Genomic DNA, 17,485 nt, shown 5'->3' on the forward strand with positions numbered 1-17,485 from the left:
GTAATGTCAGGCAAGCCTTGAAGATCCGCGCTGCCGATCCAGCGCATTTTCAGCGTGCTTTTGCATCGCGGCGCAACGGCGCACAGGCGTCGAGCAACGCATCGGACGCGCGCCCGCGTGTTCTCGCAGACGCGCTTTCGCCGATGCGTTCGGTTCGCTTTTTTTGTTAGCGTTTGTTAATGGCGCGAATGGCGCGCGCGTTGCACGCGCGCCGCATCGAATTGCCGTACGCCGGCGCTACTGCCGCACGACCGCCGGCGGCTGCCAACTGCCGTCGGTGGCTTGCGGCTTCGGCGCATACAACCGCAGCACCAGTTGCATGTCGGCGCGCGGCGCCGGCAGCCAGTTGCCGGTTTTGCTGCGCGTCGACGACACGACCACGTCGAGCGAGCCGTCGCGATTGCGGCGCGCGCCGTAGCGATCGCCGACCGCAAGCCGCGCCGGCGTGCTTTCGATCAACGCGCCATCCGTCGTGTACGCGGTGATCGACCAGAAGCCGCGCACCGGCGGCAACTGATTCGCCGCGAAGTGGATCACGTAGCGGTTCGCGCCGTTCAGCGCATTGCCGTCGCTGTCCTGCGTGACGACCGCGCGAACCTCATCGTCCTTCGTCCCGATGCCCGGTTGCGTGCTCGCCGCATACGCGCGCAGCGCATAGTCGGGACCGTAGTTGCCGACGCCATCGCCGAACCAGTTCCAGCCGTTCGCGCTCAGCACGTTGGTTGGCGGCGTGCCGACGCGCTCGCGGCCGTCGGCGAGACCCGCCGCGAGCGCTTGCGGCTCCTTCGGCAGCTTGACCGGATTGCCCGGCGTGACGCCGAGGTCGGACAGGAATTTCAGCGCATGCGGGTCGGCCGGCGTCGGCGGACTGTCAGGCAGCGCATCGGCGAGACGGCCGAAAAAGCCGCTCGCGTCGAGCGCGGCGACCTGCTGGGCCGGCGTGCCGTTCGCACCTGCAGTCGCGTTTGCATTGCTACGCGGCGGCACGGCCGGCGCCGCGTCGCCCTCGTAGATGCTCAGCGGGGCGAGCCGGATAGCGCGTTGCAGTTTGCGGACCGCGGTCAGATCGCGCGCGGCGTTCGACTGGATCCGCACGCTCACCCATGCGTTGCGAGTCGGCACGTCGACACGTTTCACGCCCTTCGGCAAGTCACCCTGCCAGCCGGGTCCGACGAACGCGATCGTCTGCGCGCGCAAACCTTTCGCGCCGGTCGCGAACTGCGGACCCGTCGACCACACGACGTTGGTCCACATATCGAGCACGCGGGCGTCGACATAGCGGCCATGCGAATCGGGCAGCGACAGGATCACCGGTTCGTCGCCGACGTCGAGCCAGCCGGTCGAGTCGAGCGTATCGACGCTCGGCTGCGGCGGGTTGGTCGCGCCGATCGGCGGCAGCGCCTGCGCATGATGCAGCGTGTTGAACGGAGCCTGACCCGGGTCCGTGCCGACCGCCGCGTCGCGCGCGGTGCTCATCAGCACGAGCGGATAGCCGAATACATAGGAATCGGCGACTTCATCCTTGATCCAGCCGGTACTTTGTTGTGCCACGTATGGCGTCGACGCGCAGCCTGCCAGAACTGCGAGACCCGCGAACGACACGCAGGGCCGATAAAACGAAAAGAGCGCTTGGCGATTTTTTATCATTCTTCAGAGTGCGGAGCGTGCAGTCCTATAAGAGATGCCGGTGCGCAACGCCAGGGCAAATGCGAGGCCTCCCGAAGCCCTGCGCTGCCATTCCGCGGATTGCGATTCCGACAACATCGCGTTGTATCGTATCCTTGCTAACCAGGCAAGCACAAAGCAAGGATTTACGCCGGTTAGCGCGCACCGGGTTCACAAACGTCACAAACAGCGTGCTTGCCCTATCCACTTCGGCGGCTCGCGCGCGAGTACGCCATCGTTCACAAACGATTCTTTTCAATTCGCCCACACTCTTTCGTCGACCGTATCGGGAGCGCTTCAATGTATATGCCCACCCATTTCGAAGAGAATCGTCCAGAGGTTCTCCACCGCCTGATCGCCGAGCAGCCGTTCGGCGCGCTGATTACCCACGGTCCGAATGGACTCGATGCAAATCATGTGCCGTTCGAAGCGCAGCTCGTCGATGCCCAGGGCGACGCGGCGGCCGCCGGCGATGAATCGGCGCGCCTCGTGCTGCGCGCGCACGTCGCCCGCGCCAATCCGGTCTGGCGGGAAGCCGCGACGCATCCCGACGCGCTGGTGATCTTCCAGGGACCGGCCGCCTACATTTCGCCGACCTGGTATCCGAGCAAGCACGAAACCCACATGCAGGTGCCGACCTATAACTATATGGTCGTGCATGCACATGGCAGGATTGTGGTGCACGACGATGAAACGTTCCTGCGCGGGCTCGTCGCACGACTCACTCGCAAGATGGAAGCCGGTGAACCGGTGCCATGGAAGATGGGCGACGCGCCCGCCGACTTCATCTCGCAGATGCTCGGCGCGATCGTCGGTATCGAGATCGAGGTGACGCGGCTCGTCGGTAAATGGAAGCTCGGGCAGAACAAGGAAGCCGCCGACCGGCGCGGCGCGGCCGACACGCTGCTGGCGCGTGAAGGCGATCAGCAGCAGGCTGTCGGGCAGGCAATGCTGGATGCGCCGCTGGCGTTTTGAGGCTGGGGTTTTCAGGCTCGGCTTTCAGGCCGGGTTTTCAGGCGGGAGGCCCTCGGGATGCTTGATGCGGCGGCCGCGTAATCCGTCCTTGACCTTCCCATCATGGGAAGGTCAATACTGGATTTACGGTGCGGCCCCATGCCGCGATGAGCCTTGCCTACCATGACCGAACTTGCCAATCCGCATCGCCCCGCCGGCGCTGCCACTCCCTCCCCCTCCTCGCCTGCGCGCGTCGTCGAATTCGACATCGACGGCATGACTTGCGCGGCGTGTGTCACGCGTGTCGAAAAAGCGCTGGCGAAAGTGCCGGGCGTCGCGCGCGCGTCGGTGAATCTCGCGACTGAGCGCGCTCGAGTCGAAAGCGATGCCGCGGTCGAACCGGTACAACTTGCGGATGCGGTGCGTAAAGCGGGGTATGAAGCCACGCTCGTTGCGGATGCTGGTGCCGGCACTGCGGCACAGGTTGAGGCGCCTGTAGTAACGCCGCCAACCACCGAACTCGAACTCGCGATCGGCGGGATGACCTGCGCATCGTGCGCGATGCGCGTCGAAAAAGCGCTGGCGAAAGTGCCGGGCGTCGCGCGCGCGTCGGTGAATCTCGCAACCGAAACCGCCACCGTTCACTCATCCGCTGGTTCCGCCGACGTCGACGCGGGCGCGCTGATCGCGGCCGTTACCAAAGCGGGCTACGAGGCCACGCTGATCGCGCCGCCCGTGCCCGCCGACGCGCTCGACACGAGCGCTGCCGCGACCAGCGGCGACACGCCCGCCACCACGCCCGCCGATCGCAAGCAGGCCCAGGCCCGCCGCGAACTTGCTGCCGTCGTCGTCGCCGCCGTGCTGACGCTGCCGCTCGTCGCACCGATGTTCGGCGAATGGTTCGGCATCCACGCGATGCTGCCGGCATGGCCGCAGTTCGTGCTCGCGTCGATCGTGCAGTTCGCGTTCGGCGCGCGCTTCTATCGCGCCGCCTACCGCGCCGTGCGCGCCGGCGCCGGCAACATGGATCTGCTGGTCGCGCTCGGCACATCGGCGGCGTATGGCATCAGCGTCTACGAACTGGTGGTGCATCCGGGCGACATGATGCATCTGTACTTCGAGGCGTCGGCGGTCGTGATTACGCTGGTGCGTTTCGGCAAGTGGCTCGAAGCGCGCGCCAAGCGCCAGACTACCGATGCGATCCGCGCGCTCAACGCGCTGCGCCCGGAGCGCGCGCGCATCCGCGACGGCGCGGGCGAACGCGAAGTGCCGCTCGCGCAGGTGCGGGTCGGCACCATCGTGATCGTGCGGCCGGGCGAGCGTGTGCCGGTCGATGGCGCGGTACTCGAAGGCCGCACGCATATCGACGAATCGCTGATCACCGGCGAGAGTCTGCCGGTGCCGAAGCAGGCCGGCGACGCGGTCACGGCCGGCTCGATCAACGGCGAAGGCGCGCTGACGGTGACGACCACCGCGATCGGCACGGAGACGACGCTCGCGCGCATCATCCGCCTCGTCGAAAGCGCGCAGGCGGAGAAGGCGCCGATCCAGCGGCTCGTCGACCGGGTCAGCGAAATCTTCGTGCCGGCGATTCTCGCGATCGCCGCGCTGACGCTGATCGGCTGGCTGATCGCCGGCGCGGGCGGCGAAACCGCGATCCTGAACGCAGTCGCCGTGCTCGTGATCGCCTGCCCGTGCGCGCTCGGGCTCGCGACGCCGGCGGCGATCATGGCCGGCACCGGCGTCGCGGCGCGCCACGGCGTGCTGATCAAGGACGCCGAAGCGCTCGAAATCGCGCATCGCGTGTCGATCGTCGCGTTCGATAAAACCGGCACGCTGACGCTCGGTCAGCCTTCGGTGACGGCCTTCGAGCCGGTCGGCGGCATCGGCCGGGACGACGCGCTGGCGCTCGCCGCCGCGGTACAGCGGCAGAGCGATCATCCGTTGGCGCGGGCTGTCGTCGACGCGTATCAGCGCGCCGCCGCGGACAACGTCCTTGTCACCTCAGGCTCCGTTGAGGCCGCTCGAACCGAGGCTCCCCATGCAACGGCCTCCCGCGCCGTGGCCGGCCGGGGCGTTGAAGCCGATATCGACGGCCGCACGTTCGCGCTCGGCAGCACGCGCTGGCTGCACGAACTCGGCATCGCGTTGCCGGACGCGCTCGCGGCGCGTGCCCGGGAACTGGAAGCAGCCGGCAACACCGTGTCGTGGCTCATGACGCGCGCTCCGCAAGCACCGCAAGCGCTTGCGCTGATCGCATTCGGCGACACGGTCAAACCCACCGCGCGCGCGGCCGTCGAGCGGCTTGGGCGGATGGGCATCCGTAGCGTGCTGGTCACGGGCGACAATCGCGGCAGTGCGGCCAGCGTCGCGCGGGCGCTCGGCATCGACGAATTCCACGCGGAAGTGCTGCCCGACGACAAGGCTCGCGTGATTCGCGACCTGAAGATGCGCCACGCGGGCATCGTCGCGATGGCCGGCGACGGCATCAACGACGCGCCCGCGCTCGCCGCCGCCGACATCGGCATCGCGATGGCGACCGGCACCGACGTCGCGATGCACGCAGCCGGCGTCACGCTGATGCGCGGGGATCCGGCGCTCGTCGCGGATGCAATCGACATCTCGCGCAGGACGTGGCGCAAGATCCAGCAGAATCTGTTCTGGGCGTTCGTCTACAACCTGATCGGCATTCCGCTCGCCGCATTCGGGCTGCTGAACCCGATGCTCGCGGGCGCGGCGATGGCCTTTTCGAGCGTGAGCGTCGTGACGAATGCGTTGCTGCTGCGTACGTGGCGCGGCACGACGAGCCGCGCGGGGTAAGTGCGGCCGGCGGTTTGAACGGCGCGCATGCGGCGAACTCGGCGAACTCGGCGAACTCGTGGAGCATATTGAGCACGTGAACCGCCGCTTGCAGACGAGTTCGCCGACGAAACGCTTACGCCTTCGGCCGGAACATCTGGAACATCTCGCCGATCTGCGCGTAGTCGGCGCGATAACCGGCGCGCATGATCGGCTGCGCGGCCTGGGTGTCGAACAGGCCGTCCTTCAGATACGCCTCGTCGATATGCACGCCGACCACCTGGCCGAGCGACAGATAGTTGTCCATCGGCTTGCCGTCGACGTCGTGCAGACGCACGATCTGCAGCAGCTTGCATTCGAGCGCGGCCGGCGATTCGGCCACGTGCGGCACCGCGACGTTGCGGCCAGGCGCGGGCGTCAGTCCGGCCAGTTCGAATTCGTCGACGTGCGGTGCAACGGGCGCCGACGAGCGGTTCATCTGCTCGGCGAGCGGCCGGCTCGCGAGATTCCACACGAATTCGCCGGTCGCTTCGATGTTGGCGAGGCTGTCCTTGCGGCCCTCGCTCGAAAAACCGATGATCGGCGGAAACGTCGCGAACGCGCCGAAGAAGCTATAGGGCGCGAGATTGAGCGTGCCTTGCGCGTCGCGCGACGAAATCCAGCCGATCAGCCGCGGCGCGACGATCGCTTTGAACGGATCGTGCGGCAGACCGTGACCGGCGATGGGATCGTAGAAGTAATGAGACATGACGTGGCGTTCTGGTGGAAGGGAAAGCTCCAGAGCATAGCGCAGCGTCGGCTCAGCGGCGCTTGCACGCGCGAAAGCCGCGCGCCAAACGTCACGAAGCCGGTCTTTCCGCGAGGGAAAGACCGGCTTCGTCGACTCGCGCCGCTCTGCGCGGCGCCGTCACGCCCGCATTAGCCGTGGTCGTGATGCGGCTCGCGATGGTCGTCGTGGTGGTGCGGATCGTAGTCGTGCGGATGACGATGCATCCAGTCGTCATGCGCCCAATAGCGATGACCGTCCCAGTAACGATCGCCGTGCCAGCCGATGCTGACCGACAAACCTACCGGCATCATGTGCGGCTGACCGTACACGACCGGCGCCGGGCCGTTTTCGATGATGACCCGCTCCTGGGCCATTGCGCTGCCGGCCGCGAGCAATGCGCCGCCAGCGAGCAGAGTTGCGATAACCGAGCGCGATGCCTTGCTAAAGGTTTTCATGGTGAACCTCCCGTCAAAGTTTTATTCCAGGCAGCGTCCGTGGTCGTTCGAGCTTCGCGATTCGATCCGTTCGATTCGCCGACGGCCCGAACCAGACGCCGTACGCTTGAGAGCCACTTTAGCGGCCCGAAACTGGTGAAGACGTGAAGACTTGTAAGCGAGGATTTCATAGATGGGGACGGATGATGAAGCCCCGTTTTCGCTTTCGCGCCCCATTCTCCAAGCCTTGCAGCGGGAGATAGCCATGCGGCATCCCGTGCCGGAATGAAAGACCCGTTACATTCATTTCGGCTACGAAATATTTGGCAAGGACGATGCATCATCGATGTCAGCAGATCGTAAGCGTGGCGCGGCGGAGCGCGATTTCGCCTCGCATTGGCGACGCAAAAACAAAAGCCGCGATTCGCGTTTGCGAATAGCGGCTTTGATAGACATGCGCACCCGAAGTGCGCACCCCAGCGCGGTGTTTCGCGCCAGAGATGGTGAAGCTGGTCTTAGTCGGACAGCTTGATGCCAAACAGCGTGGCTTGCGCGCGGCGCATACGATCTGCTTCGCGGCTACGCGCTGCATACGAATAGTCCGAATCCAGCGGCAGATGGGGCGACGCAAACAGGTCGCTGACCTTTTGAAACAGGGCAAAGATGTAGCTCATGGCGACTCCTGGTTGGTGACTGCATTACTAGGGTTTTCCCTTGGTTGTGATTATAAGGGTTTTCCCTAGCGAATAGCTAGTGCAGTGCAGCAATTTTTCAAATTTGGCGGGGCGCCACGGCTGACAGGGTCGTGATGCGTTGCATCATGATTACGTCCCCGATTTAACAATCAGGGGCCATGTGGGCGGGTGGGAAGTCGTTGCGGGTCGTTGCATTGCGCGCCGGTTGGCGCGCAGTGCTTACGCGAAGGGATGACAACCCAAGACATTCGGGCTGTGCCATGCGGGGAAGTGTCCTCAAATGCGGCCCGGCGCGACGTGCCAGCGAGCGCGCCTGCGCGCCCGCACCGCGAGATAGCCGTCACTTCGAGCCGTACACTTTTGCCTTGTGGCCGTGCGGCTCGCGAGCGGCGTGTTTGCCATGCACCGGCGTCGGCGCTGCCGGCGCGGCGACGGCAGGCGTGGTCGCGGTCGGCGCGGGCGCGGCATTGGCCGGCGACACAGCCATCGCCGTATGCGCGTCGAGCAGACTGATCATCGCGGCCTGCTGGTTTTGCATCATTTGCTCGATGCGCTGCTGCTGCGCGGTGGTCTCGCGCGTCAGACGCATCAACAGCAAGGTCTGCGCGATGCCGATCGCCACCGTGACCAGCAGCGCACCGACCACGATCGACAGCATCCACTTCATGCGGCGCGTGTGATCGGTCGCGGCGCGGCGTTGATCGGCGATCACGCCGTACAGCGCATCGACCGTATCCGCAAACGCGGTGGCCCGCGCGCGATCGAGTTCCGGCTCGGCACGCTGCGCGGCAGCGGCCGCTTCGGCACGACGCGCTTCGCGCGAGGGCATGGCGAAGGGGGTGCGGGTGCCGGTAGATGCGGATGCCGCGGCTGAACGCTCGTTGTCCTGCCGCGCGTTTGTGAACTCCGACGCTGGCAATGCTGCCGCCGATGCGGCGGACGTCGTGGATGCCGCGCGCGTCTGAGCAGAGGCCTCGTCGGTGGACTCCTCAGGGGTGCCGGCGTCGGCTGCAGTCGCAACCGATGCCGTTTCTGGCGAAGCCATCGTCGCTTTCGCGAAGGTCGCGGCGAAACGCTGCGGCGGCTTGCCGCCGGCCGAAGCTGCTTCGGCCGCCTGGCGCAATGCGATCACGCTGCGTGCGACGGTAGCCGCCGCCATCGCCGACGTGAGCGGTACAGCCTGATCGCGCGTCGGTGACGTTGGCTTGTCGTTGGCGGCTGCGTCGACTGTCGATGCGGTCTCACCGCCGGCACCGTTCATCGCGCCATTCACCGCCGGCTCGCTCACGCGCGCATCCGCCGTATCGGCGAAGGCATCGGCATCAGCATCGACCGCGGCAAGTCCAGCAGCCGACACCGCCGGCTCGACATCGAATCCACTCAACTGCTCATTGACCGGCGCCGGCGCATCAACCTTCACCGCGCGCGGCACGCGCCGCGCCGCCTTGTCGAGCGACGCGCCGTCGTCCAGCGCGCCGACCGCCTGCAGCACCACTTCCGGCAGTTCGAAGCCATCCAGCGTGCCCTGGCGGACGTCGATGTTCATCGCTTCGAGCGTCGCGCGGGTAGGATCGTCGGGGAACATGTCGAGCGTGCTGTCGTCGCGCTCGGCGGCGCTCAGTTGCGCGAGACGCTGTGCCGAACGCGCCGCGCGCGCCAGCTTGTTTTCGGTTTCGGTGGAGACGCCGCCCTGACGCTGCTTCTTCGAAGCGGCGCGGGGCTTGGACTGCGGGGATGCTGCGGAATCTGTCATGGAGAAAAAAGCGGTCGTCGCCGCAAACGCAGGCGCCGGATAGCGCTCGCCATTGCCATTGGAATTTTTAGAGTTCGCATTGTCGCACGGCGGTCCGCCCGCGCCGAGGCCATCGCCCAACGATTCGCGACGATTTCGCCGCTCACGACGACGACGCGTCGTCCTGACGGAACTGCTTCACGCCGGGCAGTTGTCGCAAGCGCCCGCAGATCGCCTCGTACTCGAGATTCGACACGCGATGCAGCATGATCATCACCTCGTCGCATTCGGGCGCGTCGTCGCTTTGCTGCATCACGAACTGCTTGACGCGCGGGCTCGCGGCGCCGAGTTCGTCGTGCAGCGTGTGAAACGTCAGCGTGCCGCGCTCGATCACCATCGTCAGCTGACGCCGCTGCTTGACCGTGATGAAACGCCGCTCGAGCGGCTTGATGCCCGCGAGGATGATCAGAATGATGATGGTCGCGGCGATCGATGCCGTGTACAGCCCGCCGCCGACAGCCAGCCCGATCGCCGCGACCGACCACAGGCTCGCCGCGGTCGTCAGTCCGCGCACGATCTCGCCGCGCAGCAGGATCGAACCCGCGCCGAGAAAACCGATGCCCGATACGACCTGCGCAGCCATCCGCGACGGATCGAGCACGACGTGCTCGTCCCTCAGCACTTCGGCGAAACCGTACGCGGACACGATCATGATCAGCGTCGAGCCCACGCAGACCAGCATGTGCGTGCGCAGTCCGGCCGCCCACGAAAGCCGCTCGCGCTCGAAGCCGATTACACTGCCGAGCGCCGCGGCCAGCACGAGACGGGAAATGAGTTCGAGATTGCCCAACATCGTTGTTCCTCCTTATTTGAATGAGCTGGGGAGGTGGTCCGATCGTGCGTGTCAGCGCGAAGCGTTTGCTTTATGCTAAGCCGCACGCCGCCGCGGCCCTAGGCCGCCGCCCTGGACCACGACGCTGAATTGCGGCGTTGAATCACAACCTGAACCGCCGCCCCGACACACTGCGCCCGCCCCATCCGATCATGCCCAGCACGCCCCTTACGCCCGCTTCAACGACGACCGCCGCGAACTCGCTGCGCGAGCATTTCGCGAACGTGGTGCTGCCGATGTGGCACGGGCCCGGCTTCAACAGCGCGCTGACGCTGCCCTACGAAGCGCTCGGCGCCGACGATCATCAGCCGCAGCCCGTGCAGCGCTACCGTGCGATGGCGTGCGCGCGACAGTTGTTCACGTTCGCGCAGGCGGGCGACCTGGAGCACGCGCGAGTGCTGTTCGATTCGCTGATGCATACCTTTCAGGACACCGACCACGGTGGATGGTTCTATAGCGTCGACGCGCTCGGCGTGCCTCTCGACACGACCAAAGATCTGTACACGCACGCGTTCGTCGTGTTCGCGTGCGCCGAATACGCACGCCGCTCCGACAACCACGACGCGCTGAAGCTCGTGCACAACACGACGGCGCTGATCCAGTCGAACTTCGCGGCCGACGGCGATCTGTTCAACGCCGCACTGAACGTCGACTTCTCGACGGTCACGGGCACGCCGCTGCAAAACCCGCTGATGCACCTGACCGAGGCCTGGCTCGCCGCCTGCGAAACGACGCACGACACCGTCTTCAGCGCCGCGCTGCGCCGCCTCGCGGTCGCGATCGAGCGGCACTTCGTGCATGCGCCGAGCGGCTGCATCGCCGAACTGCCGATCGGTGCGAGCGACAACCGTCTGGAGCCGGGGCATCAGTTCGAGTGGTACTGGCTCGTCAAGCAGGCCGGTGCGCTATTCGACGGCACCGGGCTCGCCGACGCGCTCACGCGCGCCTTTACCTTCGCGCAGAAGCACGGCGTGGACCCGGACAGCGGCGGCGTGTGCGCGTCGCTGGACGAAGCCGGCGACGTCAAGGACGCGACCCAGCGGATGTGGGCGCAAACGGAATATCTGCGCGCGCTCGCCTGCCACGACGATCCGGCCGTGCGGGCGCAACTGCCGCGGCAAATCGAACTGTTCGAGCAACGCTTTCTGCATCCGCGCGGCTGGTTCGAATGCAAGACGGCGGACGGCCAGGTCGCGCGCGCGGACATGCCTTCGACCACGCCGTATCACCTCGCCACCGCGTACGCGGCGCTGCCGGCATCGTCCTGAGCGGCCCAGGCGATTCGATGAAGACGAGCGCATCCCGCATAGGCAGCCCGCCCTTCTCCCGCCAGTCCATACCGCTGGTATACCCTGGCTGCCCAACCTCCTCGCCGGGCCGTCCGATCGGTGAAAACGGCCAAAAAACTCAAAACCGGGGAATACCCGGATGCAGGTTGATTGGCGTCTGTCATAAAGACGTGATACAACTCTCCCCTCGCGTTTCGCCCTCACGTCGAGAAATAGCGAACGCGAATGCAACACACAACATTTATTGGATTAAAAATGGCAACAGGTACTGTTAAGTGGTTTAACGATGCGAAGGGTTTTGGTTTCATCACGCCGGACGACGGCGGCGAAGACCTGTTCGCACACTTCTCGGAAATCCAGGCATCGGGCTTCAAGTCCCTGCAGGAAAACCAGAAGGTGACGTTCGAAGTCAAGCAAGGCCCGAAGGGCAAGCAGGCTGCGAACATCCAGCCGGCCTAAGTACTTCAGGTACTTTGACCCGGACTTGGACGTCACTATAGGCGCCTGTTAAGGCTCCTGCGTCGAATGCAAAATGGCTCGCTCTCAGCGGGCCATTTTCTATTTCAGTGCCTTCTTTTTAAGCGTTACCGCCTGAAACGGCATGCGTTCCGGCTAATCCGGATTACAGATTCGGCGCTCGCATTGCGCCGGACTGTTGCGTGTGCAACACAGTTTCGGAAATTTCGAACACGGACACCGCCTGCTTCAATTGCTCCGTCTGCTGGTGCAGCGAAACGGCCGCCGCCGCGGCCTGCTCGACGAGCGCCGCGTTCTGTTGCGTCATCTCGTCCATCTGGACGACCGCCTGATTCACCTGCTCGATGCCGGTGCTCTGTTCGAGCGACGACGCGCTGATCTCCGCCATCATCTGCGTCACGCGCGAAATCGACGAGGACACGTGGCTCATCGCTTCGCCCGCGCGCTCGACCAGCGCCGAGCCGCCCTGAATCTCCGCGACCGACTCGCTGATCAACGTCTTGATCTCCTTCGCCGACTGCGCGCTGCGCTGCGCGAGCCCGCGCACCTCGCCCGCGACCACCGCGAAGCCGCGACCCTGCTCGCCCGCGCGCGCCGCCTCGACGGCCGCGTTCAGCGCGAGGATGTTGGTCTGGAACGCGATGCCGTCGATCACCGAGATGATCTCCGCGATCTTGTCCGAGCTTTGCGCGATGCCGCGCATCTTGTCGACCACCTGGTTGACGACTTCGCTGCCGCGCGAGGTTGCATCGAGCGCGGTGCCGGCCAGCTCGTTGGCTTCGCGTGCGTGATCGGCGTTCTGGCGCACGGTCGCCGTCAGTTCTTCCATGCTCGATGCGGTTTCTTCGAGCGACGCCGCCTGGCTTTCCGTGCGCGCCGACAGATCGGCGTTGCCGGTCGCGATTTCATCGGCGCCAAGGTAGATCGAGTCGGCGGATTCGCGCACGGCCTGTACGGTGCGCGCGACGCTCGCCTGCATCGTCGCGAGGCCGGAGTACAGGCGGCCAATTTCGTTGGTGCCGCGCGCGGCGATCGGCTGATCGAGACGCCCTTGCGCGATGCGCTCGAAGTGACGGCCGGCCTCTTCGAGCGGCCCGACCACGCCACGGCGCAACGCCGCGTAGACCGCGGCCGTGCCGGCCACCAGCACCAGCAGAATCACCACGCTGACGATACGAAACGCCGCCATACGCGCATCGATCGATGCCAGCGACGCGCGGCTCGCGGTGTTGCCGAACTGCGCGAAGTTGTTCGCTTCGGTCAGGTAAGCGTCCTGGAACGATTGGGTCGGCTGATCGAGGAAGGCCTGGATGTTGTTCGCGTCGAGAAACTGCGCCAGTTCGGTCAGCGCGGCGTGCAGCTTCTTGTAGCGCTCGGCGAGTGCGGCGGCCCGCGTGCTGTTTTCGTCGCTCGCTTTATCCGCGCTCATGAAGGCCGCGAACGATTGATCGGCGGCGGCGAGCTGTTCGCGCGCGTGCTGCACGATATCGGTGGGCTCCGTGCCGCCGCGCACCATCCGCGTGCCGGCGCGCGACAGGTTGATACGCGCGTCCATCAGGCGCTGCGTCGTCTGGTTGACCGCGTCGACTTGCGTGAGCGCGATACTCGACAGATCGTTCACGTCGTCGTGTGTACGCGTCAGCGACCAGAACCCGAGGCCCACCGTGACCAGCTGGAAAACGCAGAACGCGGCCAGAACGCATAGCAGGCCGGATGCGACCTTGATCTTGCTGAACATCGTGAACACCTGAAAGGCAAAGGAATGGCAGAACCTATACCAGGGTTAACGGCAGGCCGACGCAGCGCTTGAGGTCAATTTCCGTAAAAAGCCGCTTATATGCTGGTTTCATCGTCGATCGTCGCGATTGCATCCGTTTCGCACAACAATGTGGCGCGCGTCGCGCGGAATCACCTTGCGCAGCGCAGCGCCGCTTCCTAGAGTGGGTAGGACCGCACGGAGCACGCCGTCCGCCGCGGTCGTAGTCACACACGACGGGGCGTGGCACGAAGGAATCACAATGACTGATCTTCTCGACCGGGCACGCGGCGCGCTGCACGCCCAGCCGTTCAGCATGCTGCTAGGCGCGGACTTGATGCACACCGGCGGCAACGAACTCACCTTGTGTCTGCCGATCCGCGATGAACTCAGGCAACAGCATGGCTTCGTGCACGGCGGAGTCATCAGCTATCTCGCCGACAACGCGCTGACGTTCGCGGGCGCGCTGTCGCTCGGACCGAAAGTCGTGACCGGCGAATACAAGATCAACTATCTGCGTCCGGCGGTGAACGGCACGTTGATCGCGCGCGCGAGCGTGGTGTACGCGGGGCGGCATCAGGCGACCTGTCAGTGCAGCGTGTATGTGATGGATGGGAATCGGGAAAAGCTGGTGGCGGTTGCGCAGGGGACGGTTAACCGGATTGGAGGGGATGGGGAGGAAGCGGCGGGGTAGCTCCAGATGCCACGCCGCCCTCTAGGCCACTTTCCGCGCGGTGGTCCACGACCAGAGATCCGCGGGCGACAACGCTTTCGAGAACAAAAAGCCCTGCAGTTCATCACAACCGATCGTGCGTAGGATGCGCGCCTGGTGTTCGTTCTCGACACCTTCGGCGACCACCCGCAAGCCGAGTTCGTGGCCCAGTTCGATGATCGCGCGAATGATCGCGAGGTCCGCCGGAGCATCGAGCATGTCGAGCACGAACGCGCGATCGATCTTGAGCCGGTCGAGCGGGAAGCGGTTCAAATAGCTGAGGCTCGAATAGCCGGTGCCGAAATCGTCGAGCGACAGCTTGATCCCGAGCGCGCGAATTGCGTTGGTCGTCGCGAGATAGTTCTCCGCGTTGTCCATCAGCACGGTTTCGGTGATTTCGAGTTCGAGCCGTTTCGCGTCGACCCGATGCCGGGCGAGACTGTCCTTGAGCGTGCCGATCAGATCCGGATCGCGCAGCTGGATTGCCGACAGGTTGATCGACACACGAAGCGGCGGCAGCCTTGCCGCGTCCCATGCGGCGATCTGCCGGCACGCTTCATCGATCACCCACGCTCCGATTGGAATGATGAGTCGCGTATCTTCGGCGACCGGAATGAACTGCGCGGGCGACACGGAGCCGATCTGCGGGCTGTTCCAGCGCAGCAGCCCTTCCACCGAAACGAGCTGACCCGTGTGCGCATCGACGCACGGCTGGTATTCGAGCCGGAATTCGCGCCGCTCGATTGCAGCGCGCAGGCATGCTTCGAGTGTCAGCCGGTAGCGCGTACGTTCGGCCATGTCGGACGAGAAGAACTTGACGAGATTGCGTCCCGCGCCCTTTGCCTGGTACATCGCGGCGTCGGCGTTCTGCATCAGCGTTTCGATGTCCGAGCCGTCGTCCGGAAACAGCGCCACGCCGACACTGCACGACACCTGCAGCGTCACGCCGCCGACCTCGTGAGGTTGGCGCACGAGGGGCAGCAAACGATCTTCGATCGTGCGCGTGACGTCGGCCGCGTTGCTGACGCCGTTCAGGATCACCGTGAACTCGTCGCCGCCGAGACGGCTTACCGTGTCGTTGCTGCGCACCGCCTGCAAAAGGCGCCGCGACACCGAGCGCAGCAGGTTGTCGCCGACGTGATGTCCGAGTGAATCATTGATGTCCTTGAAGCGATCGAGATCGATGAACAGCACCGCGACGCGCTGCCCCGCGCGGCGCGCATTGCCGAGCACGACGCCAAGACGTTTGACGAACAGTTCGCGGTTCGGCAGCTCCGTCAACACGTCGTGCTCCGCGAGGAACTGGATGCGCGCCTCGCTCTTCTTGCGGTCGGTAATGTCGATCAGCGTGCAGATGTAGTGCGACAGGTTCGCGCGCCGGTCGCGCACCGCGCTCATCATCAACCAGGCCGGATAGTCGCTGCCGGCGCGCCGCCGGATGTGAGCTTCGCCGTGCCACGTGCTCAGGCGATTGACGGAATCGATCACCGCCGGAAGGATGTCGTCGTGCTCCTGCGTGCCGAAGATGAACGTGGGCTCCTCGCCCGTCACGTCGTCGGCGCGATACCCGGTTGCACGATAGAACGATGCGTTGGCGGTCACGAGCCGTCGTTGCGCATCGAGAATCAGGATCGCTTCGGATGACGCTTCGAACACCTTGCCCCATAACTCGAGACGCTGCTCCATCAGCTTGATCTGGTTGATCGGCGTGAAAGCGGTCAGCACGGCATCGCGTCCCTGAAAATCGAAGCGGCGCGCCGACAGCATCGCCCACGTGGGTTCGCCGGCGGCCTTCCAGTGCACCTCGAATTCGTCGACGGCGTCGCGGTCCGACAACTGCTGGAAGAAACGCGCGCGCACTTCCGAATCGAGACCGAAGGCCCATGGGTCGACCGTGCAGCCATTGAGCCAGTAAAGCGCGGGCTCGTTCGCGTGCAACACTTCATGGCCCGGGATCGCCGTGACGACCATCGGCACCGGCGTCGCCTCGACGAGCGCGTACTGCGCGGCCGACGCGCGAGCGGTCGCGGCGAGTTCCTTTTGCACGTCACGCTCGCGGTCGAGTTGCGCGAGCATGTCGTTGAAGCCGCTCACGAGCTGGCCGATTTCATCCTGGCTGTGCCAGCTGGCGCGCAGCGAGTGGTCACCGGTACGCCGCACCGTGTCCATCACGCGCGCGAGCCGGCGCAGCGGCCGCGAAATCTGCTGCGCGACGAAGTACACCATGCTCAGGATCGCGCAGAGCAGAAATAGCGCGGTGCCCAGGTGCAGCCACATCCGCTCGAAGAGACCGCGGACACGCTCGTGCAGCAGTCTTTCGAGCTGATTGCCGGTCACGCTCCACGCGTCGCTCACTCCTTTAATTAGGTTCTGCTGCGCGGCATCGAGAGCGGCCAGCGTGCCGGCATCCGCGCCGGCATCGACGACTGTGCCGGCCGCACGGCGATACGCATCGACCGTGGCCAGCATGTGCCCGATCGCGGGACCGATCGAAGCGCTCAGCGTGCCGTTCGCCGCGGATGCCTCCGCGTAGTCGGAACGCAGCTCCTGCAAGACAGCGTCGAGCTGGCCTTCCAGCACGAGGTAGCGGGTACGCATCTCATCGTGGCTCATCGATGCGGTGCGGCGATTCGAGCCGGCATCGTGCAGGTGTCGGCCGATCCGGTTGACGTCGCCGAGCAGTTCCGGATAGCGCAGGATCGACAGAGACATCGAGTAATAGCTGTCGAGATCCGGATCCAGAATCAGGTTCGACTGGTTGCCGACTCGCGTCACCAGTGCGCGCGCCGCTTCGAGACCGCTGTCCACCGTGGCGTCGTTCGCATGGGGCGCCGCCGTGTCTGCGAGCGCGCTCAACACGCGCGCATTGAGTTCGGCGCTTTTCATGTTGGCGCCATAGCGGCTCTCGGCGTCGGCGAGCTGGTTCGCCGTGCGTTTCAATTGAGCCGCCGTCGGCGGCTGCCCGGCTCCAGCGAGCGCGAAGTCGATGAGCACGTCCTGCATTGCCGCGACGTAGGCATTGCCGACCAGTTCCTTGTTGGAGAAGTCGATCGCGATGTACTTCTCGTGGATCAGGATGCCGCTGATATACAGCACCGCGCTCAGATCCAGCAGATAGATCAGCAGCAGCTTACGGCCGACGCGAAGACGCCCGAGTAACCGGAAGAACAGGTTGTGTTTCATAGACGTTGCGGTTCGCGCGCGATGCTTGCACCCCGGGTGTCGTAAGCCGGACGATTCACTGCGTTTTCTCCGTGCGGGGACGTTGGGTCTGACTTCAGCGCGAAGGCGCGAAAGACCCCTGCTCAATC

At 65.1% G+C, this 17,485-nt stretch carries 13 protein-coding genes; 5 read left to right on the plus strand and 8 right to left on the minus strand.

What is annotated here, in order from left to right:
- Positions 1 to 237 precede the first annotated feature (237 nt).
- On the minus strand, positions 238 to 1,647 hold the full coding sequence (locus tag L0U82_RS31995; protein WP_233837251.1) for a DUF1254 domain-containing protein: 1,410 nt from the start codon (positions 1,645 to 1,647) through the stop codon (positions 238 to 240).
- A 318-nt stretch (positions 1,648 to 1,965) separates the two neighbouring features.
- On the opposite strand from L0U82_RS31995, the gene L0U82_RS32000 reads away from it, so the two are divergent.
- Both L0U82_RS32000 and L0U82_RS32005 read left to right on the plus strand, forming a co-directional pair.
- A complete protein-coding gene (locus L0U82_RS32000) occupies positions 1,966 to 2,640 on the plus strand; it encodes an FMN-binding negative transcriptional regulator (protein WP_233837252.1) in 675 nt (224 codons plus the stop codon).
- Between the two features lie 162 nt (positions 2,641 to 2,802).
- Entirely contained in the window at positions 2,803 to 5,439 is a 2,637-nt protein-coding gene (locus L0U82_RS32005; protein WP_267929732.1) for a heavy metal translocating P-type ATPase, read from the plus strand.
- A gap of 115 nt (positions 5,440 to 5,554) precedes the next feature.
- Here the strand turns inward: L0U82_RS32005 and L0U82_RS32010 are convergent, their stop codons facing one another.
- The 5 genes from L0U82_RS32010 to L0U82_RS32030 form a co-directional block, all read right to left on the minus strand.
- Positions 5,555 to 6,166 (minus strand): flavin reductase family protein, encoded by a 612-nt coding sequence (locus L0U82_RS32010; RefSeq protein ID WP_233837253.1) that lies wholly within the window; start codon positions 6,164 to 6,166, stop codon positions 5,555 to 5,557.
- Positions 6,167 to 6,336: 170 nt separating this feature from the next.
- A complete protein-coding gene (locus tag L0U82_RS32015; protein WP_233837254.1) occupies positions 6,337 to 6,642 on the minus strand; it encodes a hypothetical protein in 306 nt (101 codons plus the stop codon).
- Positions 6,643 to 7,136: 494 nt separating this feature from the next.
- Entirely contained in the window at positions 7,137 to 7,295 is a 159-nt protein-coding gene (locus L0U82_RS32020) for a hypothetical protein (RefSeq protein WP_233837255.1), read from the minus strand.
- Positions 7,296 to 7,656: 361 nt separating this feature from the next.
- Entirely contained in the window at positions 7,657 to 9,069 is a 1,413-nt protein-coding gene (locus tag L0U82_RS32025; RefSeq protein ID WP_233837256.1) for a hypothetical protein, read from the minus strand.
- Positions 9,070 to 9,211: 142 nt separating this feature from the next.
- A complete protein-coding gene (locus tag L0U82_RS32030) occupies positions 9,212 to 9,901 on the minus strand; it encodes an MgtC/SapB family protein (protein WP_233837257.1) in 690 nt (229 codons plus the stop codon).
- 191 nt (positions 9,902 to 10,092) lie between these two features.
- Between L0U82_RS32030 and L0U82_RS32035 the strand changes: the two genes are divergently transcribed.
- The gene (locus tag L0U82_RS32035) at positions 10,093 to 11,208 is read left to right on the plus strand and encodes an AGE family epimerase/isomerase (RefSeq protein ID WP_233837258.1); all 1,116 of its coding nucleotides are present in this window, start codon (positions 10,093 to 10,095) and stop codon (positions 11,206 to 11,208) included.
- A 276-nt stretch (positions 11,209 to 11,484) separates the two neighbouring features.
- Positions 11,485 to 11,688, plus strand: a complete 204-nt coding sequence (locus tag L0U82_RS32040) for a cold-shock protein (RefSeq protein ID WP_233837260.1) — start codon at positions 11,485 to 11,487, stop codon at positions 11,686 to 11,688.
- Positions 11,689 to 11,851: 163 nt separating this feature from the next.
- On the opposite strand, the gene L0U82_RS32045 is transcribed toward L0U82_RS32040, so the two are convergent.
- Entirely contained in the window at positions 11,852 to 13,444 is a 1,593-nt protein-coding gene (locus L0U82_RS32045; protein ID WP_233837261.1) for a methyl-accepting chemotaxis protein, read from the minus strand.
- 280 nt (positions 13,445 to 13,724) lie between these two features.
- Here L0U82_RS32045 and L0U82_RS32050 point away from each other — a divergent pair, with 280 nt between their 5' ends.
- Positions 13,725 to 14,156: a PaaI family thioesterase gene (locus L0U82_RS32050; protein WP_233837262.1), complete on the plus strand. Its 432-nt coding sequence runs from the start codon at positions 13,725 to 13,727 to the stop codon at positions 14,154 to 14,156.
- Between the two features lie 21 nt (positions 14,157 to 14,177).
- Here the strand turns inward: L0U82_RS32050 and L0U82_RS32055 are convergent, their stop codons facing one another.
- On the minus strand, positions 14,178 to 17,357 hold the full coding sequence (locus L0U82_RS32055; RefSeq protein ID WP_233837263.1) for an EAL domain-containing protein: 3,180 nt from the start codon (positions 17,355 to 17,357) through the stop codon (positions 14,178 to 14,180).
- Positions 17,358 to 17,485 lie beyond the last annotated feature (128 nt).

The organism is Paraburkholderia sp. ZP32-5, from assembly GCF_021390495.1.
Lineage (GTDB): Bacteria > Pseudomonadota > Gammaproteobacteria > Burkholderiales > Burkholderiaceae > Paraburkholderia.